Source organism: Streptomyces avermitilis MA-4680 = NBRC 14893 (assembly GCF_000009765.2).
GTDB classification, from domain to species: Bacteria; Actinomycetota; Actinomycetes; order Streptomycetales; family Streptomycetaceae; genus Streptomyces; species Streptomyces avermitilis.
On sequence record NC_003155.5, the window covers coordinates 3,443,279 to 3,467,188 of the forward strand.

The window sequence follows — 23,910 nt, forward strand, 5'->3', positions numbered from 1 at the left end:
CCGACCCGCCCGGGGCACCCATCAGTAAAACCCCGAATCCCCAGGACTCCGGGTCCCTGGGGAAAGGACGCGACGCCATGTCGGAAGCCGTCACTCGTGCCACCAGGACAAGTCCCGGGCTCCTTGCGTCCCTCGATCCACTGCTGCGGGAGTGGCTGCCGCGGCAACGCTGGTTCGCGGGCAAGGGGCGGCCGGTCACCGGGTTCTCACTGGTCGCGGCCACCGAACTGCTGCCGCCCACCGCCAAGTTGGGCCTGCTCCACCTCCTCGTACGGGCCCATCAGCCGGATGTCCCCACCCACGGCGCGATGACGCACCCCGGGGACTGCTACCAGCTCCTGATAGGCGTGCGCGAGGCGCTGCCACCCCGGCTGGCGCCCGCGCTCATCGGACATCCGGACGACGGTCCGCTCGCCGGGCGGACCGTGTACGAGGCTCTCCACGACCCCCGCCCCGCCGAAGTGCTCCTCGAAGCGCTGCGGGCACGGGCCCGCATCGGCGAACTGCGCTTCGAACGCGATACGCGGCAGGAGATACCCGACGGACTGATGCCGCGCCTGATGACCGCGGAACAGTCGAACTCCTCGATCGTCTATGGAGATACGTTCATCCTGAAGCTGCTGCGCCGGATCGTGCCGGGCGTCAACCCCGATCTGGAACTGCCGTTACTGCTCGCCCGCGAGGGCTGCCCCCGGGTGCCCGCGCCGACGGCCTGGCTGCTCGCCGACCTCGAAGGCCCCGACGACTCGTACGTCCTCGGCGTACTCCAGCCCTTTGTGAAGGGCGCGGCCGACGGCTGGGAACTGGCGCTGCGTGAACTGGCCAAGGGCGAGGACTTCAGCACCCAGGCGCGGGCGCTCGGGCGCGCGACGGCCGAGGTGCACACCGCGCTGGCCCGCGCGACGCCCCCGGTCACCCTGGGACACGCACAGGTGCGGCTGCTGGTCGACGGCATGACGGAGCGCCTGGAGGCGGCCGCGCAGGCGGTGCCCACGCTGCGGACGTACGCGCCCGGCCTGCGGTCCGCGTTCGAGACGCTGGGCGAGCTGGCCGCCGAGGGACGCACCTGGAACGCCCAGCGCATCCACGGCGACCTGCATCTGGGCCAGTGTCTGCGGTCGCCGTCCGGCACCTGGTCGCTGATCGACTTCGAGGGCGAGCCGTCGAAGTCGCTGGCCGAGCGCCGGCTGCCACAGCCCGTCGCGCGGGACGTGGCCGGCATGCTCCGCTCCTTCGACTACGCGGCCCACTCGCACGAACCCCGGGTGCCCGGCTGGGCGGACACCTGCCGGGCCGCGTACTGCACCGGCTACGCCGAGATCTCCGGGCTCGATCCCCGTACCGACCCCGTGCTGCTGCGCGCCTACGAGACGGACAAGGCGGTCTACGAAGTCGTCTACGAGGCCCGGCACCGCCCCGAGTGGCTGCCGGTGCCGATGGCGGCGGTACACCGGCTGTCCGCCGACGCCGCACCGTGAACCTCCGCGCCACCCTGCTGACCTTGCCGACCCTGCCGAGGAGGCACTCGCCGTGATCCCCCGTCCTCCGTCCGACGACCGCGCGAACCAGAACGGTGACGGTTCGAAGAAGACCGGTGCGAAGAAGACCGGTGCGAAGAAGGCGGCTGCCGCGAAGAAGACGGCTGGGAAGAAGGCCACGCCGGCGGCGAAGGCGACGGCCGCGAAGGGGGCGGTGACGAAGAAGACCGGGAAGGGGAAGGCGACCGCCAAGAAGGCCGTGGCCGACAAGGCCGCCGCCAAAGCGACCGTTCCCCAGCAGGCCGTTCCCAAGCAGGCCGTGTCCAAGAGGGCCGTGTCCAAGAAGGCCGTGCCCAGGAAAGCCGTGGTCAAGGCGGCCCTCGACATCCCCGAAGCGCCCGTCTCCCCCGCCGTCGCCCCCGACGACCGCGACCGGCTCCTGTCCGGCACGCACCACGCCCCGCACTCCGTGCTCGGCGCGCATCCCGTGCCCGGCGGGGTCGCCTTCCGCGTGCTGCGCCCGTACGCGCTGTCCGTCACCGTCGTCACCGACGACTTGCGCACCGAGCTGCACGACGACGGCGCCGGCTTCTTCACCGGCCTGCTGCCGCTGCGCGCCGTACCGGACTACCGGCTGCACGTGGCCTACGAGGGCACGGTCCACGAGACCGAGGACGCCTACCGCTTCCTGCCCGCGCTCGGCGAGCTGGACCTGCACCTCATCAACGAGGGCCGGCACGAGGAGCTGTGGACGGCGCTCGGCGCCGAACCGATGACGCACCAGGGCGTGCCCGGCACCCGCTTCACCGTCTGGGCGCCGAACGCGCGCGGCGTCCGACTGGCCGGCACCTTCAACTTCTGGGACGCCACCGCCTTCCCCCTGCGCTCGCTGGGCTCCTCCGGCGTGTGGGAGCTGTTCGTGCCCGGCGTCGGCGAGGGCGAGCTGTACAAGTTCGAGATCACCCGCCCCGACGGCTCGAAGACCCTGCGCGCCGACCCCGTGGCCCGCCGCACCGAGGCCCCGCCCAGGACCTCGTCGATCGTGCACGCGTCGCACTACGCGTGGGCGGACGAGGCGTGGATGGCCGCGCGCGGCGAGCGTCCCGTGCACGAGTCGCCGTTCTCCGTGTACGAGGTCCACCTGCCGTCCTGGCGGCCAGGACTGACGTACCGTCAACTCGCCGAACAGCTCCCCGCCTACGTCGCCGACCTGGGCTTCACCCACGTCGAGTTGCTGCCCGTCGCGGAGCACCCCTTCGGCGGCTCCTGGGGTTACCAGGTCACCGGCTTCTACGCCCCCACCGCCCGCCTGGGCACCCCCGACGACTTCAAATACCTCGTCGACGCCCTGCACCGGGCCGGCGTCGGCGTCCTGATGGACTGGGTGCCCGCCCATTTCCCCCGCGACGACTGGGCCCTGGCCGAATTCGACGGGCGGCCGCTCTACGAGCACGAGGATCCGCTGCGGGCCGCGCACCCCGACTGGGGGACGTTGGAGTTCGACTACGGACGCCGGGAAGTGCGCAATTTCCTCGTCGCCAACGCCGTGTACTGGTGCGAGGAATTCCATATCGACGGGCTGCGCGTGGACGCCGTCGCCTCGATGCTCTACCTGGACTACTCCCGCGAGGAAGGGCAGTGGAGCCCGAACGAGTTCGGCGGCCGGGAGAACCTGGACGCGGTCGCCTTCCTCCAGGAGATGAACGCCACCGTCTACCGGCGGGTGCCCGGCGTGGTCACGATCGCCGAGGAGTCCACCGCCTGGGAGGGCGTCACCCGCGCCACACATGACAACGGCCTCGGCTTCGGCCTGAAGTGGAACATGGGCTGGATGCACGACTCCCTCGGCTATGTGCAGCACGAGCCCGTGCACCGCAGGTTCCACCACCACGAGATGACCTTCTCCATGGTGTACGCCTACAGCGAGAACTACGTCCTGCCCATCTCCCACGACGAAGTCGTGCACGGCAAAGGCTCACTGGTGTCGAAGATGCCGGGCGACTGGTGGCAGCAGCGGGCGACCGAGCGGGCCTATCTCGGCTTCATGTGGGCCCATCCGGGCAAGCAACTCCTCTTCATGGGTCAGGAGTTCGCCCAGGGCGCGGAGTGGTCCGAGACCCACGGGCCCGACTGGTGGCTGCTCGATCCGGCGTACGGTGCCGAGCCCGACCACCGGGGCATGCGGGATCTGGTGCGGGACCTGAACACCGTCTACCGTCACGAACCCGCTCTGTGGGAGCGCGACACGGACCCGTCCGGCTTCGCCTGGGTCACCGGCGACGCCGTCGAGGACAACGTCTTCGCCTTCCTGCGCCACGCCGCCGACGGCACCCCGCTCCTCGCCGTCAGCAACTTCTCCCCGGTCGTCCGCCACGACTACCGCCTCGGTGTCCCCGACGACATCCCCGCCTGGCACGAGACGCTCAACACCGACGGCGCCCGCTACGGCGGCAGCGACGTCACCAACCCGCACCCGGTGAAGCCCGAACCGCAGGGCCGCCACGGCCGCCCGGCGAGCATCCGGCTGACCCTGCCCCCGCTCTCCACGCTCTGGCTGCGACCGGCCTAACCCGCCCTTCCCGTACCGGTCATCAGCCGGCGCAGCGCCGACAGCAGGCCTCTGGAGCGGTGGTCGGCGGTGGGCGCGGTGTCCGGTGCCTCGCCGTCGTGCCGGGGCGGCGGCACGGGGTGGGACTCCGACGGCGTCCCCCTCAGCTCGTAGCGGACCGGGAGCAGCCGCAGACCTCGTACGACCGGGCCGGAGCGCCAGGGCAACTGGTCGGCCGGAAGGGTGAGTTCGGCCTTGGTGAAGTGGTCGAAGATCCGGCCCACCGCCGTGGTCACGATCATGCCCGCCAGCTCGCGGGCCGCGCCGGGGCACTGGTGCTGTCCCGCTCCCCAGCCCAGATGGGCGCGGGTGCTCGCGGTGGCGTCACCGAGGGGGGAGGTGCCGATCGTCAGCAGGTCCTGGTGGGCGGCCGCGGCTGACGGGGAGACGACGTCGCCCGCCCTGATCCAGAAGGCGCCGAGGCGCACGTCCCCGGCGGCGAAGCGGAAGCACATGTTGGCCACCGGCGGGTTGACCAGCGCCACGCGGTGGAAGGTCTCGCCGAGGTGCCCGTCCGACACGCTGCGGCGGACGGTGGCGTTGCCGCGCAGCACCTCCAGCAGGGTGTTCATGACCATGTTGCCGGTGATGTCGTTGAGGTAGACGGCGTTCATCAACAGCTCGCGGCCGAGCTGCTCGTCGGTCATGCCCGGGTCGGCGAGGAGCAGGTACGAGGTGAGGTCGTCGCCGGGGCGCTGTCTGCGGTGGGCGGCGAGCCGGGTCATGACAGCGGCCGCGCGGTCGGTGGCGGGGCCCGCGTCCGGGCCGCCGTCGAGCATCCGCCACAGGTCCATGACCAGCTCGTCGCCGAGTCCCACCGGACAGCCGAACAGCTTGCCGGTGACCATCAGCAGCAGCGGTCTGGTGTACTGCGCGCCCAGATCGGCGTACCCGGCGGAGCCCGATTCGGCGGCCAGCAGGGCGATGAGTTCGTCCGCGTACCGGGCGACGGCCGCCCGCAGTTCCCACCCCTGCGGGCTGTGCCCGTCCTGGAAGGGGCGCAGGGCCGAGTGGTGGGTCAGCCGGGCCGCGTGGTGCTCGTCGCCGTCCAGGAACATGGTCTGCCGCACCTCGTAGCCCGCGAGCAGGGGCCAGTCGCGCGGCAGTTGCCCCTGTGCGCGCGCCCGCCAGTACCGGATGTCGCGCCGCCACTGGCTGTCGTCGCGCAGCACCTCCAGGACCTCGTGGTAGTCGAGGACCAGCCAGACGGGCACGCCCATCAGGCCGACCGGCGCGACCGGGCCGTACGTCCGCCGCAGCCGCTCGTACACGCCGGCCGGGTCGGCGTCGAACTCCGATGTCAGCAGAGGTTCCACGCGCAGTGACTCGAGCCTGGGGCTGCCGGCCGGGGCGGTCGCGTAGGGCTGGGCTTCCATACCGCTACGCATACCGCACCGGCCGTGCACGAGCGGTGACCGGAGCCTTAACTGTTACCGCTTGGTAATACCCGGGGCGGGTGTGCCGTCGGCCGGGTGCGGCTCCCCGTCCGCCAACGCCTTCGGCAGCTCGCCCGTGTGCAGCACACCCAGCCGCTGGGTGGCGCGGGTCAGCGCGACGTACAGGTCGCTGGTGCCGTAGCGGGCCGGCTCGACCACGAGCACCGAGTCGAACTCCAGGCCCTTGGACTGGCGCGGATCGAGGAGGACGACCGTGTGGGTCAGATCGGGCTCGGCGCCCGCCGTGACGCCGTCGAGGCGTGCCGCCAGCTTCCGGTGCAGCTCGCGCGGTGCGATCACCGCGAGCCGCCCCTCCGCCGGGGTCAGCTCGGCGACCGCCTCGGCGACGGCACTGGGCAGGTCGTCGGTGGCGCGCACCCAGGGCCGTACGCCCGTCGACCGCACGGAACTCGGCGGCTCGAAGCCGGGCCGCTCGGCCCGGACCACGGCCGCCGCCATGTCCATGATCTCGGACGGCGTGCGGTAGTTGACGGCGAGGCGCGTGTGGTCGAAGCGGTCCTGGACGTAGGGGGCGAGGATCTCCTCCCACGAGCCGACGCCCGCCGCCTCGGCGGTCTGCGCCGGGTCGCCGACCAGGGTCATCGAGCGGGTCGGGCTGCGCCGCATCAGCAGCCGCCACGCCATCGGCGACAGTTCCTGCGCCTCGTCGACGATGATGTGGCCGAACGCCCAGGTGCGGTCGGCCGCCGCGCGCTCGGCGGCGCTGCGGTGGTCCTCCTCCTCGTGCCGCTCGGCGAACCGCTCGGCGTCGATGATGTGGTGCGCGGACAGAACCTCGGAGTCCTCCTCGTCCTTGTCCTCGAACTCATATGTACGCGAGGCGTACGACACGTCCAGCACGCCCTGCGCGTACGCGACCTGGGTGTTCCGTTCGCGGTCGGCGAGGGCGCGGGCCAGCCGGTCGTCCTCGCCGAGCAGTTCGGCCGCCTCGTCGAGGAGCGGTACGTCCGCCGTGGTCCACGCCCGGGTGACCGGACGGCGGATCGCGGCCGCGTCCTCGGCGGACACATACCCCTCGGGCTCGGCGAGGAAGTCCGCGACCAGCCGCTGCGGAGTCAGCCTCGGCCACAACCGGTCGATGGCCGACCAGACTTCGCGGTTCTCGGCCAGCTCGTCCCGGATCTGGGTGATGTCGGCGGCGTCCAGCAGGTTGGAGCCGTCGAAGGGGTCCGTGCCGATCCGCTCGGCCACCATGTCGGTGAGCGTGTTGAGGATGTGGCCCTCGAAGTACTCGCGGGCCACGTTGTGCGGCAGCTTCGCCTCGCGCGTGCGGTCGCGGGCGACGCGCACCAGACCGTCGTCGAGCATCAGCACGTCCCGGTCGTGCTCGATGGTGATCACCGGGTCGGGCAGCGCCTGCCGGTCGCGTACGACCTCGGCGAGCACCTCCGCCATCTCGGCGCGGCCCTTGACCGCGGACGCCCGCGGATTGTCGGCCGCCGTCGCCTTCACACCGGGGAACAGCTCGCCGACCGTCGCCAGGAGCACGCCCGTCTCGCCTAGCGAGGGCAGCACCTCGCCGATGTAGCCGAGGAAGGCGGGGTTGGGGCCGACGATGAGGACGGCTCGCTTGGCGAGCAGCTCCCGGTACTCGTAGAGGAGAAAGGCGGCCCGGTGCAGGGCGACGGCCGTCTTGCCGGTGCCCGGGCCGCCCTCCACGACCAGCACCCCGCGGTGCGGCGCACGGATGATCCGGTCCTGCTCGGCCTGGATGGTCTGCACGATGTCGCTCATCCGGCCGGTGCGGGCCGAGTTGAGCGCGGCGAGCAGCACGGCGTCGCCCGTCGGGTCCTCGTGGCCGGTCCTCGTGGCGTCGCCGAGGTCGAGGAGCTCGTCGTGCAGGTCGGTGACCCGGCGCCCGTCGGTGGTGAGGTGCCGGCGGCGGCGCAGGCCCATCGGGGTGTGCCCGGTGGCGAGGTAGAAGGGGCGGGCGACCTGGGCCCGCCAGTCGATCAGGATCGGGGTGTGCTCGGTGTCGTCGGCGCGGATGCCGATGCGGCCGATGTGGTGGCTGACCCCCGAGGTGAGGTCGATCCGGCCGAAGCAGAGCGATTCGTCGACCGCGTTCAGCGCGGCGAGCAGCCCCGAGCGCTCGGCGACGAGGACGTCCCGTTCCAGCCTGGCCTGCATGGGCGTGTTGCCCTGCGCGAGCGCGTCCGTGACGGAGACCTCGGTGACACCGCGCAGGGCGTCCACGCGCGCGTACAGTCCGTCGATGAATTCCTGCTCAAGCCGCAATTCATCGTCGGTAAATACCGCGCCGGCCGTGCTGCCTTCTGTGTTAGAGCCGCTGTTTGACAATTCCGCTCCCGCCCGGATATACTGTGCCCAGTGAACTTCTTTGCGACCTCATTCCATTGAAGTCGCGAACTCTTGAATATACGCAAAGAAATCCCCCGAGCGCAATTGCGCTCGGGGGATTTCTTGTGGTCGGGCGGGTTACAGCACGTCGGCCAGCTCCTCCAGCAGCCGCCGCTTGGGCCGGGCCCCCACCATCGACTTCACGGGCTCACCGCCCCGGAACACCATGAAGGTGGGCATCGACAGCACCTTGTACGCGTTCGTCGTCTCCGGGTTCGTGTCCACGTCCAGCTGGACCACCTTGAGCCGGTCGCCCTCCTCGAAGGCGAGGGAGCTGAGAACCGGCCCCATCTGCCGGCACGGCGGGCACCAGTCCGCCGTGAACTCCACCAGCACGGGCAGGTCCGCGCCGATCACCTCCGCCTCGAAGTCCGCATCCGTCACTTCGGTCACGCCCGCCGCCTTGATCACCGCGTCTGCCCTCCCAGTTCGCACACGGGCTCCGGACCGCCCGGAACCCCCGCCTCGGCCGCCAGCTCGTCGCGGGCCAGCTCGGCCCGCGCCAGCTGGTCGCCGACCTGCGCCCGCACGGCCTGCAACTCGCCGATCAGCGCGTCGAGTTCGCCGAGCTTGCGCCGGTACACCGCGAGCGACGCCGGGCACGAGTCGCCCTCCGGGTGGCCGGCCCGCAGACACTCCACGAAGGGCCGCGTCTCCTCCAGGTCGAACCCGAAGTCCTGGAGCGTCCTGATCTGCCGCAGCAGCTTCAGGTCGTCCTCGTCGTACGTGCGGTAGCCGTTGCTGCCCCGCCGCGCGGGCAGCAGTCCCCGCGACTCGTAGTAGCGCAGGGTGCGCGTGGTGGTCCCGGCCCGCGTCGCCAGCTCGCCGATTCGCATGCCCCCGAACGTAGTCCTTGACGCCGACGTCAAGGCAACACCGTCAGTGCGGCGGCAGCAGCGGCTTCCGCTCCACCGGGGAGGAGAGCACGATCGACGTGGTCGTGCGGCCCAGCGCCGAGGTCTGTTCGAGGATCTCCTCCAGGTGGAGGGTGTCCGCTACGGCGACCTTGAGGATCCAGCAGTCCTCGCCGACGACGTGGTGCACCTCGGTGATCTCGGGGCGGGCCAGCAGTTCCAGAGTCCGGGGGTGCCTGAGGCTGTACCCGGCGTGCGGGTTCACGCGGATGAAGGCCCGGACGCCGTAGCCGAGCCGGGCCGGCGAGACATGGGCGCCGTACCCGGTGATCGCGCCCGCCGCCTCGAGCCGCCGCACCCGCTCCGCGACGGCCGCCGGGCTCAGCCGCACCCTCCGCCCCAGCTCGCTGAGCCTGATCCGGCCGTCGCTCTGAAGGAGCTCCAGGATCTGCCGGTCGAGGGCGTCGAAGGCCACCGACGTTTCGTGGGCGGCGGCTCGCGGATGCCGTGGTTCTTTCGGTGCCGAGGCCGCATCTCCCATGGTTCCCCCTTCAGACCTGTCACGTGGAACGGGAGAATTATGGCCTGTTCCGTCGGCCTGATTCGGCGGCTCGTTTCGCCGGCTCGTTTCGTCGGCCTGATTCCTTTGGAGGGGTGCTGTGCGTGAAGTGTGCGTCATTGGCGGGAACCGGTATTTCGGGAAGCGGCTCATCGCCCGGCTGATGGCCGCCGGAGACCGCGTCACCGTCATCAACCGCGGTTCGTCGGCACCGCCGCCCGGCACCATTCATCTCGTCGCCGACCGCAATGAGGAGAGATCCCTGGAAAGCGCGCTGGGCTCGCGCACCTTCGACGTCGTCGTCGACCAGGTCTGCTACACCCCGCGCCAGGCGGCGATCGCCCGCCGCGTCTTCGCCGGCCGCACCCGGAGGTATCTGATGACGTCGACGGTCGAGGTGTACGAGTACGAGGACTCCCCCGCGCCGGTGCGCGAGGACGCCCTCGACCCGCGTACGGTCGCCGTCGACCTCGACCTCCCCTGGGACGACCCGCAGTTCCTCGACAGCAACTACGGCGAGGGCAAGCGTCAGGCCGAGGCGGTCCTCGCGGCGGACCCCGCCTTCCCGTACGCCGCCGTACGCGTCGCCCATGTGCTGGGCGGCGACGACGACTTCACGGGCCGTCTCGCCCACTACGCCGAGCGGATGCGCACCGGCGAGCCCATCGCCGTCCCCGCCGTGAACCACCCGGCGACCTACATCCATGTGGCGGAGATCGCCGACTTCCTCGCCTGGGCGGCGGGCGCCGACTTCGGCGGGCCGGTCAACGCGGCGTCCCACGGACCGCTCACCACCGAGGAACTGTGCGCGGCGGTGGCCGCGCACATACCGGGCGGGACGGCCGTGTTCCGGGAGGTGGAGGTCGGCGAGGTCTCCCCCTTCTCCTTCGCCCGCTCCTACGCGATGGACAACTCCCGGGCCGAGCGTCTCGGCTTCACCTTCGGCGACGCGAGTGAATGGCTGCACCGGGCCGTCGCCGAGACGCTCGGCAGATAGTCCGGGAGAAGGGTCGGGAGACAGACCGGGAGACAGACCGGAAGACAGACGGGCAGAGCCACCGTCACCACCACCGCCACCGCCACCGCCGCCACGCCACCGCCACCGGCGGGCGTTTCCGGGGCTTCCGCTCACGGTAGGAAGCGGTTGTGCGCAGACCGACCGGGCAGACGGGCGAGGCGGACGAGGCGGACGAGGCGGACGAGGCGGACGACGAGGGGAGACGCATGGCACAGCGCGACACCGGTGGCCGGTTGGGGGCGGAGTTCTTCACCCCCGGGGACTCGTCCTTCACCGCGTTCCTGGCAGCCCACCGTCCGGCATTACTGAGCACCCGCGGCCTCCTCCCGGACGGCGTCCGGGCCGCGCCCGACCGTGTCCCGCACGGCACCACGGTCCTGGCCCTCGCCTACCGCGACGGCGTGCTGATCGCCGGCGACCGCAGGGCCACCATGGGGAACCTGATCGCACAGCGGGACCTGGAGAAGGTGCACCCCGCGGACGACTACACGGCGGTCGCGTTCGCCGGCACCGTGGGACTCGCGCTGGACATGGTGAAGCTCTACCAGGTCGAGCTGGCGCACTTCGAGAAGGTCGAGGGCGTCCCGATGACCCTCAGGGCGAAGGCGACCCGGCTGGCCGGCATGATCCGGCAGAACCTCGGCCAGGCCATGCAGGGCCTCGCCGTGGTCCCGCTGCTCGTCGGATACGACCTCGCGGCCCGCGCCGGCGAACACGGCCGCATCTTCAGCTTCGACGTCACCGGAGGCCCGTACGAGAAGACGGACTTCCACGCCGAGGGCTCCGGCTCCCCGTACGCCCGGGGCGCGTTGAAGAAGCTGTTCCATCCGGGCATGTCCCGGCGTGAGGCGGCCCTGGCCGCGCTCCAGGCGCTCTACGACGCGGCGGACGACGACTCGGCCACCGGCGGTCCGGACATCAGCCGCCGGATCTTCCCCGTGGTGTCCGTCATCACGGAGGACGGCTTCGAGCGGCTCCCGGAGTCCGAGACGGAGGACCTGAGCCGGGAGATGGTCGAACAGCGCCACACCCGCCCGGACGGGCCCACCGCCGCCATGTGAGCGGCTGTGGGGGCGCTCCCTGGACGTACGAACCGGGGGCGCTCCCTGGACGTAGGAATGTGCCGTGCCGTGCCGGTGGATCCGGCACGGCACGGCACGGTGGCGCATGGGGTGAAGAGGCGGCGGGCGGGGCCGGGGTCAGCGAGCCTCGCTGTCCACCAGCTCTTCCTCCTCCTGCTTCCGCCCCTGCCCTTGCTCCTGCTCCTGCTCCTGCTCCTGCTCCTGCTCCTGCTCAACCTCCCGCACGGCGGCTTCCTTGCGCGGCAGCAGCACTCCCACCAGTACCGTCCCCACGCCCAGGACCACCGCGCCGACCAGGCTGGTGTGGGCGACCGAGTCCGCGAACGCGGAGCCGACCGCGTCCGCCATCTGCCGGGCGCCGTCGGCGAGTTGGCCCGACTGCACCTTCAACCGCGCGGCCTGTTCCGTGCTCCCCGCCTGCGCCGCCTGCTCGCCGAGGTGTCGCGCCTTGTCGCCGATGCCCCGCGCCACCGCGTAACCGGCGCCGACCGAGTCCTGCGCCTGGCTCAGCGCGCTCGCGGGCAGCTTGCTGCCGGTGGTCGCGTCCGAGAGGTGCGAGGAGTACGAACCGGCCAGGACGGACCCGAGGATGGCGATGCCGAGCGAGCCGCCCAGCTCCAGCGAGGTGTCGTTGACGGCGCCGCCCACCCCCAGCTCGGCCTCCGGGAACGCCCCCATGATCGCGTCCGTGCAGGGCGACAGCGCGAGCCCGATCGCGAGGCCCAAGATGACGAGGGGGAGGACGAAGTCGCCGTACGACGATGCCGCGTCGACCCGGGTGAGCAGCGCGAGCGCGGCCGTGCCGCCCACCATGCCCGCCGTCACCGTGATCTTCATGCCGACGCGCGGGGTGAGGTAGCCGGTCAGCGCCGAGCCGACGAACACGGCCCCGGCGAGCGGCAGCATGCGCACCCCGGTGTCCAGGGCGTCGTATCCGAGGACGAACTGGAGGTGCTGGGTGAGGTAGTAGAAGGCGCCGAACACCGCCAGGAAGAAGAGGGCGACGGCGAGGTTGGAGCCCGCGAAGCGGCGGTGCGCGAAACGGCGTACGTCCAGGACGGGGCGCGGGTGACGCAGCTCCCAGCCGATGAAGAGGACGAAGCCGACGCCCGCGGCGACCGCGGCCGTGACCGCCTTGACGCCCCAGCCGAAGTGCGGCCCCTCGATGATCATGTAGACCAGCGAGCCGATCCAGACGACGGACAGCAGTCCGCCGACGTAGTCGATGCGGTGGTGGTGGGCGGCCCTGGACGGCGGCACGAGGACGAACGTACCGATGACGGCCACGAAGGCGATGGGCACGTTGATGAGGAACGTGGACGACCAGCCGTGGTTCTGGAGCAGCGCGCCCGCGACCAGCGGGCCCGCCGCGATCGCGAGGCCCGCCGTGGCGGTCCACAGGGTGATCGCCTTCGCCCGTTCGGCGCGCGGGAAGGTCGCGGCGAGCAGGGAGAGCGTGGCGGGCATGATCAGCGCGGCGCCGACGCCCATGACGGCCCGGGCCGCGATGACCCCGGTGGCGCTGTCGACGAGCGAGCCCGCGACCGCTCCGCCGCCGAAGACGACGAGCCCGAGCACGAGCGCGCCCCGGCGGCTGTACTTGTCGCCGATCGCGCCGAGCAGCAGCATCAGCGCGGCGTACGGGACGGTGTAGCCGTCGATGACCCACTGGAGGTCGGCGCTGGACAAGCCGAGGTCCTGGGTCATGTCGGGGGCCGCGACCGTGAGGGCGGTGTTCGCCATCACGATGATCAGCAGACTCAGGCAGAGCACGAGCAGTGCCCACCAGCGCCGGGCGTAGGGCCGGTCCATCCTCTCGACCGGTTCGTTCATGACGAGACGCATGGGTACGGTTCGCCCTTCCTCAATCGACTTGCACAGTGGAGTGCAAATGCACAACCATGTGCAATGTACGTCGTTGCACAATGCTGTGCAAATGGAGGAGGTGAAGCCCTTGCGGAGGAACGGCGAACCCCGGCCGCGAGGCAGGCAGAATGGCTGACATGACCACGGGTAACACCAGCCGCGCCGACGCCAACCGCCGCCGGATCCTCGATGTCGCGCTCGCCGAGCTGCTGCGCGACCCCGATGCGTCCATGGACCAGATCGCCCGGGTCGCGGGGGTCGTACGGCGCACCGTGTACGGGCACTTCCCGAGCCGTGAGGCGTTGATCAGCACCCTGGTCGACGGCGCCGTCGAAGCGGTCGCGGCCGCGCACGCGGCGGGCCGGGAGAGCGTGGCGGACCCGGCCGAGTCGCTGGCCCGCTCGACGCTCGCGGTGTGGGAGATCGCCGACCGGTACCGGATCCTGGTCGCGCTCGCCCAGCGCAGCGTCACCGTGCAGGGCATCCGGGACCGCCTCACGCCGGTCCGTCAGGCGTGCGTGGAGTTGCTCCGGCGCGGCCTGGAGCAGGGGGTGTTCGAGTCGCCGCTGCCGGCTGCGGCCCTGGCGTACGTGCACGAGCAGATGCTGTTCGCGCTCATGGAGGCGGTGAACGACGGCCTGCTGGCAGCCGAAGAGGCGGGCCGCTCCGCCGCGGTCACGATGCTGACCGCGGCGGGCGTACCCGCCTCCCGCGCCACCGGACTGGTGGCGAAGCTGAGCGACTGACCACTGCTGCCGGGCAGAGTGGAACCGAGCGGCCGGGCCTACGGGGGAGTGACCCAGCCGCTCGGAGTGGTGGGGGAACTACGCCTTGGCGAGTTCCTTCTCGCCGCCCTGCTCGGGCACCTCCGCGCGGACGTCGTCCTCGGCGTCGTCCAGCAGCGTCTTCTCGTCGAAGGGCAGCTCACCGGCGAGCACACGGTTCACCCGCTCCTTGTCGACCTCGCCGGTCCAGGTACCGATGAGCAGCGTCGCCACGGCGTTGCCCGCGAAGTTGGTGACGGCGCGGGCCTCGCTCATGAAGCGGTCGATGCCGATGATCAGGCCGACACCGTCGACCAGCGCGGGCTTGTGCGACTGGAGACCGCTGGCCAGGACGGCGATGCCGGAACCGGAGACACCGGCGGCACCCTTCGAGGCGATCATCATGAAGAGCAGCAGACCGATCTGCTGGCCGATGCTCATCGGCTGGTCCATCGCGTCGGCGATGAACAGCGAGGCCATGGTCAGGTAGATCATCGTGCCGTCGAGGTTGAAGGAGTAGCCGGTCGGCACCGTGATGCCGACGACCGGGCGGCTGACGCCCAGGTGCTCCATCTTCGCGATGAGCCGCGGCAGCGCGGACTCGGACGACGAGGTGGAGACGATCAGCAGGAACTCCCGGCCGAGGTACTTCAGCAGCTGGAAGAGGCTGACCTTCGCCACCAGCTTCGTCAGCGTGCCGAGCACCACCACGATGAACAGGAAACAGGTGATGTAGAAGCCGAACATGATCGTGGCCAGCGCCTTGAGCGCGTCCATGCCGGTCTCACCGATGACGGCCGCCATGGCGCCGAAGGCACCCACGGGCGCGGCCCACATGATCATGCCGAGGATACGGAAGACCAGCTTCTGGATGTGCTCGACCCCGCGCAGCACCGGCTCACCGGTACGCCCCATGGCCTGGAGCGCGAAGCCCACGAGCAGCGCCACGAGCAGCGTCTGGAGCACCTGGCCCTCGGTGAAGGCCGAGACGAAGGTGGTCGGGATGATCCCGAGCAGGAAGTCCACGGGTCCTTCCGCGGCGGCCTCCGCCTGGGTGTGCCCCACACCCTTCACGGCCTCGGTCAGGTGCATCCCGCTGCCCGGGTGGACGATGTTGCCGACGACCAGGCCGATGGCCAGCGCCACGAACGACATCGCGATGAAGTAGCCGAGCGCGAGCCCGCCGACCTTGCCGACCTTGGCGGCCTTCCGCACCGAGCCGACGCCGAGCACGATCGTGCAGAAGATGATCGGCGAGATCATCATCTTGATCAGCGCGACGAAGCCGGTGCCGATCGGCTTGAGCTCCTTGGCGAAGTCCGGCGCGGCGAACCCGACGGCGATGCCGAGAGCCACCGCGACGATCACCGCGATGTAGAGATAGTGGGTGCGGTCCCGCTTGGCGGCGGGTGCGGCAGGTGCCGTTTGGGCTGTGCTCACGGCTGCCCTCCTTGACGACGTCGTCGGCATCATCCGGCGTGCGGCTCACGTCCGGGGGGAGATCGGTGTCCGGAAAAGTCACTCCCGGACCGATGGCCCGGAAACGCACTCCGGGGTTGCGGCGACTATGCCCCGCCGCTGTGAGGGCGGTCACCCTTTCGTGCATTTAGTTCATGCTTATACGTAGGGGCAGACTGATCCCATGCGCTTCCCCCACGTGCCCCGACCCCGCAGCCTGGCGGGTCAGCTCTTCGCCATGCAGGCCGTGCTGATAGCGGTGCTCGTGGCCGGATACGCGCTCTTCACCTACGTCAGCGACCGCAGCCAGGCCGAGGAGGCGGCGAGGCGGCAGACCATGGCCGTCGCCCGGTCGGTCGCGGACGCCCCGTCCGTGCGCGCGGCGATCCGCACCTCCGACCCGTCGGCCGCCCTTCAGCCGTACGCGCTCCAGGTACAGCGGCACACCGGCGTCGACTTCGTCACGATCATGAATCCGCGGGGCATCCGCTGGACCCACCCCAACCCCGACCTGATCGGCGAACGCTTCCTCGGTCACACGACCCGAGCCCTGAAGGGCGAGTCCTTCACGGAGACGTACACGGGCACGCTCGGCCCGTCCGTCCGCGCCGTCACCCCGATCCGTGACGGGACGCGGATCATCGGCCTGGTCAGCGCGGGCATCAAGGTGGAGGCGATCACGAAGCGGGTCCAGGACCAGGTGACGGCCCTGATCGGCGTCGCCGCGGGCGCCCTCACCCTCGGCGGCATCGGCACCTACGTGATCAACGCCCGGCTGCGCCGCTCCACGCACGGCATGAACGCGGCCGAGCTGAGCCGTATGCACGACTACCACCAGGCCGCGCTGCACGCCGTACGCGAGGGTCTGCTGATGCTGGACGGCCAGTTCCGGGTGGCACTGATCAACGACGGGGGCCGGGAGCTGCTGGGGGTGACGGGGGACGTGATCGGCCGCTCGGTGGCGGAGCTGGGCCTGCCCGCGGCGCTGACGGGCGCGCTGCTGTCGGCGGAACCGCGGGTGGACGAGGTCCATCTGACGGCCGCGCGCGTCCTGGTCGTGAACACCTCGCCGGTCTCGGGCGGCGAGCGCCGCGGCACCGTCGTCACCCTGCGCGATGTGACCGAACTTCAGTCGCTGATGGGCGAGTTGGACTCCGAGCGCGGCTTCACCACGGCGCTGCGCTCACAGGCGCACGAGGCCGCCAACCGTCTGCACACCGTCGTCTCGCTGATCGAGCTGGGGCGCGCGGAGGAGGCCGTCGACTTCGCCACGGCGGAACTGGAGCTGGCCCAGGCCCTGACGGACCATGTGGTCTCCGCGGTCAGCGAGCCGGTCCTCGCCGCCCTGCTGCTGGGCAAGGCGGCACAGGCGAACGAGCGGGGCGTGGAGCTGGTGGTGTCGGAGGAGAGCGCCCTCGACGACGGTCTGCTGCCGCCCTCGCTCCCGGCCCGGGACCTGGTGACGATCCTCGGCAACCTGATCGACAACGCGGTGGACGCGGCCCAGGGCTCGATGCGGGCGCGGGTGACGGTGACGGTGTTCACCGACGCGTCGGGGCTGGTGCTGCGGGTGGCCGACACGGGCGCGGGAGTGGATCCGGCGTACGCGGAGGCGGTGTTCCAGCGGGGCTGGTCGACGAAGCCGGCGACCGCGTCCGGCGGCCGGGGGCTGGGGCTCGCCCTCGTCCGGCAGGCCGTCGCCCGCCACGAGGGGAAGCTGACGGTCGCGGAGGCGGACGGCGGCGGGGCGGAGTTCGAGGTGCGGCTGCCGTTGCCTACGGTGGGTCCGGCCGGAGCCGCCGGCGGATCCGAGCCCACCCGCCGACACGGTGGTGCGTCCGAGCCCGCCCTACCCGCCTTGCCTGGAGGCGACGACGTATGACCGAGCCCATTCGCGTACTGGTCGTGGAGGACGACCCGGTGGCCGCCGACGCGCACGTCATGTACGTCGGCCGCGTCCCCGGTTTCACGGCGGTCGGCAAGGCGCACACCGGTGCGGAGGCGCGGCGCGCGCTGGACCGTACGCCGGTGGACCTGCTGCTCCTGGATCTGCACCTGCCGGACGTGCACGGCCTGCAACTGGCCCGCTCCCTGCGGGCCGCCGGCTATCACGCGGACGTGATCGCGGTGACCTCGGCGCGGGACCTGGCGGTGGTGCGGGAGGGTGTGTCGCTGGGGGTGGTGCAGTACGTGCTGAAGCCGTTCACCTTCGCGACGCTGCGGGACCGGCTGATCAGATACGCCGAGTTCCATGCGGCGGCGGGCGAGGCGAGCGGCCAGGAGGAGGTGGACCGGGCCCTGGCGACCCTGCGGGCACCGGGCCCGGCGGCCCTGCCGAAGGGCCTGAGCGCACCGACCCTGGAACGGGTGACGCGGGCTCTGCGGGACTCGGCCGAGGGGCTGACGGCCGCGGGGGTGGCCGAGGCGGTGGGCATCTCCCGGATCACGGCACGGCGGTATCTGGAGCACCTGGTCGAATCCGGGCGGGCCGGGCGGAGTCCGCAGTACGGGCAGGTGGGGCGGCCGGAGTTGCAGTACCGGTGGGTGAAGGGCTGACCGCACGGACGTCCGCCGCCGGGAAGCACGACGACGCGGCCGCTCACCTTTCCGACGGGGAGGCGCTTATGTGAGGGGCACCTCGTCGAGCGCGTACGTCCCGGTGGGGGCGACGCGCGCCGACCCCGCGGGGTACGCGGCCCAGCCGGGATCAGGCAGTACCTTCCACGGCCCGTTCATCGCCCATCGGGACGACCGGGGGCGGTAGAGCCGAAGCCCGTGGAGCAGTCCGGGCCTTCACCCGGGCCGACGCCTTCCTCAAAGCCGCTCAAGTCCGGGCCGCTGCACATGCATTGACCTGACTAGACCATTCCTCTTACCTTCACCGGGCAGCCGTCTTGGCCACAACGACGTAGGCCAGTAGGAGGTCGTGCCCGTGCGCCCCACCGCCGCCCGCCCCCGCACCACTGCCCCGCTTCTTCTCGCCGCCCTGCTCACCGTCTCCGCCGGCGGTGCCCTCACCGCCTGCGGCAGCGGTTCCGGAAGTGATCCGGACACGGTGAAGGTCTCCTTCAAACAGTCCATGGACAACTCGATCAAGGTCACGGACACCTACCTGGCCGGCATCAAGAAGCAGTTCGAGAAGGAGAACCCCGGCAAGAAGGTCGAACTCGTCCCCATCAAGGCCCCGGACTCCGAGTACTACACGAAGGTCCAGCAGATGATGCGGTCCCCGAAGACCGCCCCCGACCTGGTCTACGAGGACACCTTCCTCATCAACTCGGACATCACCAGCGGCTACTTGAAGCCCCTCGACCCCTACCTCGCCAAGTGGCGGGACTGGGACCAGTTCCTCGACACGGCCAAGGCGGCCGCCAAGGGCGAGGACGGGAAGACGTACGGCGTCCCCGACGGCACCGACACCCGGGGCCTCTGGTTCGACAAGGGCGTCTTCGAGAAGGCCGGTCTGCCCGCCGACTGGCAGCCGAAGACCTGGGACGAGGTCCTCTCCGCGGCTCGTACGATCAAGAAGAAGGTCCCCGGCGTCACCCCGCTGAACGTGTACACGGGCAAGCCGGCGGGCGAGGCCGCCACGATGCAGGGCTTCGAGATGCTGTTGTACGGGACGGGCGACGGCACGGCGGACCCCCTGTACGACACGGCCACCAAGAAATGGATCACCGCGGGCCGGGGCTTCAAGGACGCCCTCCGTTTCGTCGAGACGGTCTACCAGGAGAAGCTCGGCCCCGATGTCTCCGACGCCCTCGACCCGAACTTCTCGACCGCGGTCCGCGGTGAACTGCTGCCCAAGGGCAAGCTCGGCATCGACCTGGACGGCTCCTGGCTCCCGCAGGACTGGCTGAAGGGCAGCGGCCACGAGTGGCCCGAGTGGTCGAGCAGGCTCGGCCTCGCGGCCATGCCGACGCAGGACGGCCGGGCACCCGGCAAGGTGAGCATGTCCGGCGGCTGGACGTGGTCGATCCCGGCGAAGGCCGGCAACCCCGACCTGGCGTTCAAGTTCATCGAGACGATGCAGACGGCGGCGAACGCACGGAAGTGGTACATCGCCAACTCCGGCATCGCGGTGCGCAAGGACGTCGCCGAGGACCCCGCTTACACGAAGGCCCAGCCCGGCATCAAGTTCTTCACGGACCTGGTCGCCAGCACGCACTACCGCCCCGCGTACCCGGCGTACCCCAAGGTCTCGACCGCCATCCAGGAAGCCATGGAGGGCGTGACCACGGGTGACATGTCGGTCGACAAGGCGGCGAGCGGATACGACGAAGCGCTGAAGACGGCCACGAACAACCAAGTGATCGAGAAGTGAGCGCGGACACCCGAGCCGCCCCGGGCCGCCCCCTGACCGGGAAGGCCGCCGCCCCTCGCCGGAAAGGCGCCCGCCGCTCCCTGGTCCGCGCCCTCCCGGCCGCCCCCGCCGTCGTCCTCCTGGTCCTCTTCCTCGCGGGCCCGATCGGCTACTGCGCGTACATCGCCTTCACCGATCTCCAGCTCACGGGCCAGGCCCACGCGTCGTTCGTCGGTTTCGACAACTTCCGGGCGGCGTTCAAGGACGAGGCGTTCCTGAACGCGGTCTGGCTGACACTCGTCTTCACGGTGCTGTCGTCGCTGGTCGGCCAGAACACGCTGGGCCTGGCGCTCGCGTCGCTGATGCAACGGGCGTCGAAGCCGATGCGTACGCTCGTCGGCGGGATCGTCATCACGGCGTGGGTGCTGCCGGAGGTGGTGGCGGGGTTCCTGCTGTACGCGTTCTTCCGGCGGGAGGGCACCCTGAACGCCATCCTCGACGGGCTTCACCTCCCCTCCCAGAACTGGCTGTTCACGCTGCCGATCCTGGCGGTCTCCTTCGCGAACGTATGGCGGGGAACGGCCTTCTCGATGCTGGTCTACTCGGCGGCGCTGAACGAGATCCCCAAGGAGATCACGGAGGCGGCGGAAGTAGACGGGGCGGGCGGCTGGCGCCGCATGTGGCACATCACGCTGCCGATGATCCGCCGGTCGATCGGCACCAACCTGATGCTGAACACCCTCCAGACCCTGTCCGTCTTCGGCCTGATCTGGGTGATGACGAGAGGCGGCCCTGGAAACAGAAGCCAGACGCTCCCCCTGTTCATGTACGAACAGGCCTTCCAGAAGAGCATGATCGGCTACGGGACCGCGGTGGCGCTCCTGCTGCTGGTGGTCGGCTCGCTGTTCTCGCTCGTCTATATGCGGCTGCTGCGGACGGAGGTCTGAGATGCCGCGCACTCCCGCCTCCCGCCGCACGGCCCACCGGCTCGCGGCGGACGCCGGCCTGCTCGTCGTGGCGGCGGCCTTCGCGCTCCCCCTGGCCTGGGTGGTGCTGTCCTCGCTGGACGCGCACGCCGGACTCGAGGTGAAGGTGCCGGACGGCCTGACACTGGACAACTTCGACGCGGTCCTCAAGCCGGACATCACCTTCACGCCACTGCTCAACAGCCTGATCCTGTGCGGCGGGGCGACGCTCCTGACGGTGGCGTGCGCGGCGCTCGCGGCCTACCCGCTGTCGCGGTTCCGGTCGCGGCTCAACAGGCCGTTCCTGCTGACGATCCTGTTCGCGACGAGTCTGCCGATCACGGCGGTGATGGTTCCGGTGTACGCGCTGTTCGTACAGGTGAATCTGATCGACACCCTCCAGGGGACGATCTTCTTCTTCGCGGCCTCTCAACTCCCCTTCGCCATCTGGCTGATGAAGAACTTCATGGACGGAGTGCCGAAGGAACTGGAGGAGGCGGCGTGGACGGACGGAGCGTCGTCGTTCCAGTCGCTGATCCGGGTCGTGCTGCCCCTGATGGGGCCGGGCGTGGCGGTGGTGACGGTCTTCGCGTTCGTGATGATGTGGGGCAACTTCTTCGTGCCGTTCATGCTGCTGCTCACGCCGGACCAGATGCCGGCGTCGGTGAGCATCAACGACTTCTTCGGGAATCGGGGGACGGTGGTGTACGGGCAGCTGGCGGCGTTCTCCGTCATCTACTCGACGCCGGTGATCCTGCTGTACGTGCTGGTCGCACGGCGGTTGGGCGGGGGATTCGCGCTGGGCGGGGCGGTCAAGGGGTGACGGGACGGGAGTGACGGGGCGCTCGGGTGACTCGGCGGACACGAGCCCGGATGCCGGTGCGGTCGTACGGCTCACACGGGTTGCCGGGGCCGGGGCGGGCTGCGCAGACGTCCGGATCGCGCCGGACGTTCTCCCTCCTTGACAGGTCCGATCGCCGCGTTGATCATGACGTACTCGCCCTCGATGTCGACCCGCACCGGCGACGCCCGCGGCACCCCGCCGGCGCCCGGCGGCAGAGGCCGGGGGCGCGGAGCCGCTCGCGAATATGCCCCTCTACCTTGCCGTTCCCCCGCCCACGCCCCCTCCAGGCGTCCACTCCGGCCACCCGCGGAAACCGTTCCGCCCCGCCTCACACGGGCGACAAGTCGGCCCCCGGCCAGCCGGCCCCGGCGGCCGAAACCGTATGTTCCTACAATCAGTGATTGTGGCCGAACAGACCGTAGTCACCGCAGTCCGGCGCCCATAGCTTGTGCGCGTGCACCCACCGCAGGCCCACCAGCCCACCCCGCCCTTCAACGCCCTCGCCGCCCGCAGACTGCGCTCGGCTCTCGGCATGGGGCCCGAGCATGTCGCGTACGGCATGCGTGCGTCGTACGGGCTTCCCTACGTCACTCCCGATCTCGTCGTCGCCTGGGAGCGCGGGATCACCGCGCCGAGTTCCCCCGAACTCACCGCGCTCGCGGGGGTGCTGTGGTGCTCGCCGGGCGAACTCATCGGCGCGCCGCGGACGTTGCGCGAGCACCGGGTCGCGCACGGTCTCGCCGCCGAGGACGTCGCGCGGGCCGTCGGGCTCGAACTCCTCGTGTATCAGCGGATGGAGGAGACCGACGAGTGGCGCGGCAACGAGCGGCAGTCGTCCGCACTCGCCGATCTGCTCGAACTCTCGCTGCCCGACTTCATCACGGTGACCGGACGCGACGCGAAGCTGGCGGAGCTGCTGCGCAGCGCGGTCACGACGCGCTGGCAGGCGTATGTGCGGCCGGTCGGCAAGATGGTGCCCCTGGACCGGCGCCTGCTGGAGGACGCGCTCCAGGAGCTGCACCACGCCTATCAGGGGCAGATGGTCGCCACCCTCAGCTGGGGCGGCGGCGGCCCGGCCGCCGACGAGGCCGGCGACGCGGGCCGCGACTTCCTCGACCGGATCGTGGAGAACTTCTGGTCGACGGTCCAGCGGAGCACGTATTGAGGTGACCTACGGAGGTCGGCGCACCTACCGGGGCACAGGGATCTAGAAGACCGACTCCGCCTCGTCCATCCGGTCCTTCGGCACCGTCTTCAGCTCCGTGACCGCCTCCGCCAGCGGCACCATCTGGACGTCCGTGCCGCGCAGCGCCGTCATCCTGCCGAAGTCCCCGCGGTGCGCGGCCTCGACCGCGTGCCAGCCGAAGCGGGTCGCGAGCACCCGGTCGTACGCGGTCGGCGTGCCGCCGCGCTGGATGTGGCCGAGAATGACCGGCTTGGCCTCCTTGCCGAGGCGGTGCTCCAGCTCGGCCGCGAGGGCCGTGCCGATGCCCTGGAAGCGCTCGTGGCCGAACTGGTCGATCGCGCCGTGGCTGTAGTCCATGCTGCCCACGACGGGGTGCGCGCCCTCGGCGACGCAGAGGACGGCGAACTTCTTCCCTCGGGCGAAGCGCTCCTCGACCATCTTCACCAGGTGGGCGGGGTCGAAGGGGCGCTCCGGCAGGCAGATGCCGTGGGCGCCGGCGGCCATGCCGGACTCCAGGGCGATCCAGCCCGCGTGGCGGCCCATGACCTCGACGACCATCACGCGCTGGTGGGACTCGGCGGTCGTCTTGAGGCGGTCCATCGCCTCCGTGGCGACGCCCACGGCCGTGTCGAAGCCGAAGGTGCGGTCCGTGGCGGAGATGTCGTTGTCGATCGTCTTCGGGACGCCGACGACCGGCAGGCCCGCGTCCGAGAGCATGCGGGCGGCGGTCAGGGTGCCTTCGCCGCCGATGGGGATCAGCGCGTCGATGCCGAACTCGCGGGCCATGTCCTGCGCGTTCTCGCAGGCCTCACGCAGGCGGTCGCGCTGGAGCCGGGAGGAGCCGAGGATGGTGCCGCCGCGGGCGAGGATGCCGCTGACCGCGTTGAGGTCGAGGGCGCGGTAGCGGCCGTCGAGCAGGCCCGCGTAGCCGTCCTCGAAGCCGATGACCTCGTCGCCGTACATCGTGACCGCTCGGTGCACGACCGACCGGATCACTGCGTTCAGGCCTGGGCAGTCGCCGCCTGCGGTGAGTACTCCGATACGCATCGTGCTGTGTCTCCTGCTCGCTGTTGACACCGGTGAGCCAGTCCGATTGTTTCACGCCTC

At 70.8% G+C, this 23,910-nt stretch carries 19 protein-coding genes; 11 read left to right on the plus strand and 8 right to left on the minus strand.

Annotation, left to right across the window (positions count from 1 at the left end):
- The first annotated feature begins 77 nt into the window (after nt 1-77).
- Together SAVERM_RS14590 and glgB are read left to right on the plus strand one after the other, a co-directional pair.
- On the plus strand, nt 78-1,478 hold the full coding sequence (locus tag SAVERM_RS14590) for a maltokinase N-terminal cap-like domain-containing protein (RefSeq protein WP_010984236.1): 1,401 nt from the start codon (nt 78-80) through the stop codon (nt 1,476-1,478).
- Between the two features lie 52 nt (nt 1,479-1,530).
- Complete coding sequence (glgB, locus tag SAVERM_RS14595) at nt 1,531-4,047, plus strand: 1,4-alpha-glucan branching enzyme (RefSeq protein WP_010984237.1); 2,517 nt, start codon at nt 1,531-1,533, stop codon at nt 4,045-4,047.
- On the opposite strand, the gene SAVERM_RS14600 is transcribed toward glgB, so the two are convergent.
- The 5 genes from SAVERM_RS14600 to SAVERM_RS14620 form a co-directional block, all read right to left on the minus strand.
- On the minus strand, nt 4,044-5,462 hold the full coding sequence (locus tag SAVERM_RS14600; RefSeq protein ID WP_037651521.1) for a cytochrome P450 family protein: 1,419 nt from the start codon (nt 5,460-5,462) through the stop codon (nt 4,044-4,046). The two genes, glgB and SAVERM_RS14600, sit on opposite strands and share 4 nt — an antisense overlap.
- Nucleotides 5,463-5,516: 54 nt before the next feature.
- Nucleotides 5,517-7,844, minus strand: a complete 2,328-nt coding sequence (locus SAVERM_RS14605) for a HelD family protein (protein ID WP_010984239.1) — start codon at nt 7,842-7,844, stop codon at nt 5,517-5,519.
- A 138-nt stretch (nt 7,845-7,982) separates the two neighbouring features.
- A complete protein-coding gene (locus SAVERM_RS14610) occupies nt 7,983-8,297 on the minus strand; it encodes a thioredoxin family protein (RefSeq protein WP_010984240.1) in 315 nt (104 codons plus the stop codon).
- A 14-nt stretch (nt 8,298-8,311) separates the two neighbouring features.
- Entirely contained in the window at nt 8,312-8,740 is a 429-nt protein-coding gene (locus SAVERM_RS14615) for a MerR family transcriptional regulator (protein ID WP_010984241.1), read from the minus strand.
- 43 nt (nt 8,741-8,783) lie between these two features.
- A complete protein-coding gene (locus SAVERM_RS14620) occupies nt 8,784-9,233 on the minus strand; it encodes an Lrp/AsnC family transcriptional regulator (protein ID WP_010984242.1) in 450 nt (149 codons plus the stop codon).
- 184 nt (nt 9,234-9,417) lie between these two features.
- Between SAVERM_RS14620 and SAVERM_RS14625 the strand changes: the two genes are divergently transcribed.
- Together SAVERM_RS14625 and prcB are read left to right on the plus strand one after the other, a co-directional pair.
- On the plus strand, nt 9,418-10,314 hold the full coding sequence (locus SAVERM_RS14625) for an SDR family oxidoreductase (protein ID WP_010984243.1): 897 nt from the start codon (nt 9,418-9,420) through the stop codon (nt 10,312-10,314).
- A 227-nt stretch (nt 10,315-10,541) separates the two neighbouring features.
- Nucleotides 10,542-11,396 (plus strand): proteasome subunit beta, encoded by an 855-nt coding sequence (gene prcB, locus SAVERM_RS14630; protein ID WP_010984244.1) that lies wholly within the window; start codon nt 10,542-10,544, stop codon nt 11,394-11,396.
- Nucleotides 11,397-11,534: 138 nt separating this feature from the next.
- Here prcB and SAVERM_RS14635 read toward each other — a convergent pair whose 3' ends face one another.
- Nucleotides 11,535-13,262, minus strand: a complete 1,728-nt coding sequence (locus SAVERM_RS14635) for an MFS transporter (RefSeq protein ID WP_010984245.1) — start codon at nt 13,260-13,262, stop codon at nt 11,535-11,537.
- A gap of 149 nt (nt 13,263-13,411) precedes the next feature.
- On the opposite strand from SAVERM_RS14635, the gene SAVERM_RS14640 reads away from it, so the two are divergent.
- Complete coding sequence (locus SAVERM_RS14640) at nt 13,412-14,029, plus strand: TetR/AcrR family transcriptional regulator (protein ID WP_010984246.1); 618 nt, start codon at nt 13,412-13,414, stop codon at nt 14,027-14,029.
- 78 nt (nt 14,030-14,107) lie between these two features.
- Here the strand turns inward: SAVERM_RS14640 and SAVERM_RS14645 are convergent, their stop codons facing one another.
- Entirely contained in the window at nt 14,108-15,520 is a 1,413-nt protein-coding gene (locus tag SAVERM_RS14645; RefSeq protein ID WP_010984247.1) for a cation:dicarboxylate symporter family transporter, read from the minus strand.
- A gap of 169 nt (nt 15,521-15,689) precedes the next feature.
- Between SAVERM_RS14645 and SAVERM_RS14650 the strand changes: the two genes are divergently transcribed.
- The 6 genes from SAVERM_RS14650 to SAVERM_RS14675 all read left to right on the plus strand — a co-directional run bounded on the left by SAVERM_RS14650 (nt 15,690) and on the right by SAVERM_RS14675 (nt 22,782).
- The gene (locus SAVERM_RS14650; RefSeq protein WP_010984248.1) at nt 15,690-17,387 is read left to right on the plus strand and encodes an ATP-binding protein; all 1,698 of its coding nucleotides are present in this window, start codon (nt 15,690-15,692) and stop codon (nt 17,385-17,387) included.
- A complete protein-coding gene (locus tag SAVERM_RS14655; protein WP_010984249.1) occupies nt 17,384-18,061 on the plus strand; it encodes a response regulator in 678 nt (225 codons plus the stop codon). Before SAVERM_RS14650 ends, SAVERM_RS14655 begins: the two co-directional genes overlap by 4 nt.
- Nucleotides 18,062-18,431: 370 nt before the next feature.
- Nucleotides 18,432-19,829 carry an extracellular solute-binding protein gene (locus tag SAVERM_RS14660; RefSeq protein ID WP_010984250.1) on the plus strand — a complete coding sequence of 466 codons (1,398 nt, stop codon included), beginning with the start codon at nt 18,432-18,434 and terminating at the stop codon, nt 19,827-19,829.
- Nucleotides 19,830-19,861: 32 nt separating this feature from the next.
- Nucleotides 19,862-20,755, plus strand: coding sequence for a carbohydrate ABC transporter permease (locus SAVERM_RS14665; RefSeq protein WP_042494377.1), 894 nt, complete (start codon nt 19,862-19,864; stop codon nt 20,753-20,755).
- A 1-nt stretch (nt 20,756) separates the two neighbouring features.
- The gene (locus SAVERM_RS14670) at nt 20,757-21,596 is read left to right on the plus strand and encodes a carbohydrate ABC transporter permease (protein ID WP_010984252.1); all 840 of its coding nucleotides are present in this window, start codon (nt 20,757-20,759) and stop codon (nt 21,594-21,596) included.
- Between the two features lie 553 nt (nt 21,597-22,149).
- Nucleotides 22,150-22,782: a hypothetical protein gene (locus tag SAVERM_RS14675; RefSeq protein WP_037651570.1), complete on the plus strand. Its 633-nt coding sequence runs from the start codon at nt 22,150-22,152 to the stop codon at nt 22,780-22,782.
- A gap of 42 nt (nt 22,783-22,824) precedes the next feature.
- Here the strand turns inward: SAVERM_RS14675 and SAVERM_RS14680 are convergent, their stop codons facing one another.
- Nucleotides 22,825-23,850 (minus strand): ATP-dependent 6-phosphofructokinase, encoded by a 1,026-nt coding sequence (locus SAVERM_RS14680; protein ID WP_010984254.1) that lies wholly within the window; start codon nt 23,848-23,850, stop codon nt 22,825-22,827.
- Nucleotides 23,851-23,910: the final 60 nt, after the last annotated feature.

Bases quoted from the DNA above. Each gene is read 5' to 3' on its own strand.
- SAVERM_RS14590 (WP_010984236.1), top strand. From the start codon at position 78: ATGTCGGAAGCCGTCACTCGTGCCACCAGGACAAGTCCCGGGCTCCTT.
- SAVERM_RS14600 (WP_037651521.1), bottom strand. From the start codon at position 5,462: ATGGAAGCCCAGCCCTACGCGACCGCCCCGGCCGGCAGCCCCAGGCTC.
- SAVERM_RS14615 (WP_010984241.1), bottom strand. From the start codon at position 8,740: ATGCGAATCGGCGAGCTGGCGACGCGGGCCGGGACCACCACGCGCACC.
- prcB (WP_010984244.1), top strand. From the start codon at position 10,542: ATGGCACAGCGCGACACCGGTGGCCGGTTGGGGGCGGAGTTCTTCACC.
- SAVERM_RS14635 (WP_010984245.1), bottom strand. From the start codon at position 13,262: ATGCGTCTCGTCATGAACGAACCGGTCGAGAGGATGGACCGGCCCTAC.
- SAVERM_RS14640 (WP_010984246.1), top strand. From the start codon at position 13,412: ATGGCTGACATGACCACGGGTAACACCAGCCGCGCCGACGCCAACCGC.
- SAVERM_RS14645 (WP_010984247.1), bottom strand. From the start codon at position 15,520: ATGATGCCGACGACGTCGTCAAGGAGGGCAGCCGTGAGCACAGCCCAA.
- SAVERM_RS14650 (WP_010984248.1), top strand. From the start codon at position 15,690: ATGCGCTTCCCCCACGTGCCCCGACCCCGCAGCCTGGCGGGTCAGCTC.
- SAVERM_RS14655 (WP_010984249.1), top strand. From the start codon at position 17,384: ATGACCGAGCCCATTCGCGTACTGGTCGTGGAGGACGACCCGGTGGCC.
- SAVERM_RS14670 (WP_010984252.1), top strand. From the start codon at position 20,757: ATGCCGCGCACTCCCGCCTCCCGCCGCACGGCCCACCGGCTCGCGGCG.
- SAVERM_RS14675 (WP_037651570.1), top strand. From the start codon at position 22,150: ATGGGGCCCGAGCATGTCGCGTACGGCATGCGTGCGTCGTACGGGCTT.
- SAVERM_RS14680 (WP_010984254.1), bottom strand. From the start codon at position 23,850: ATGCGTATCGGAGTACTCACCGCAGGCGGCGACTGCCCAGGCCTGAAC.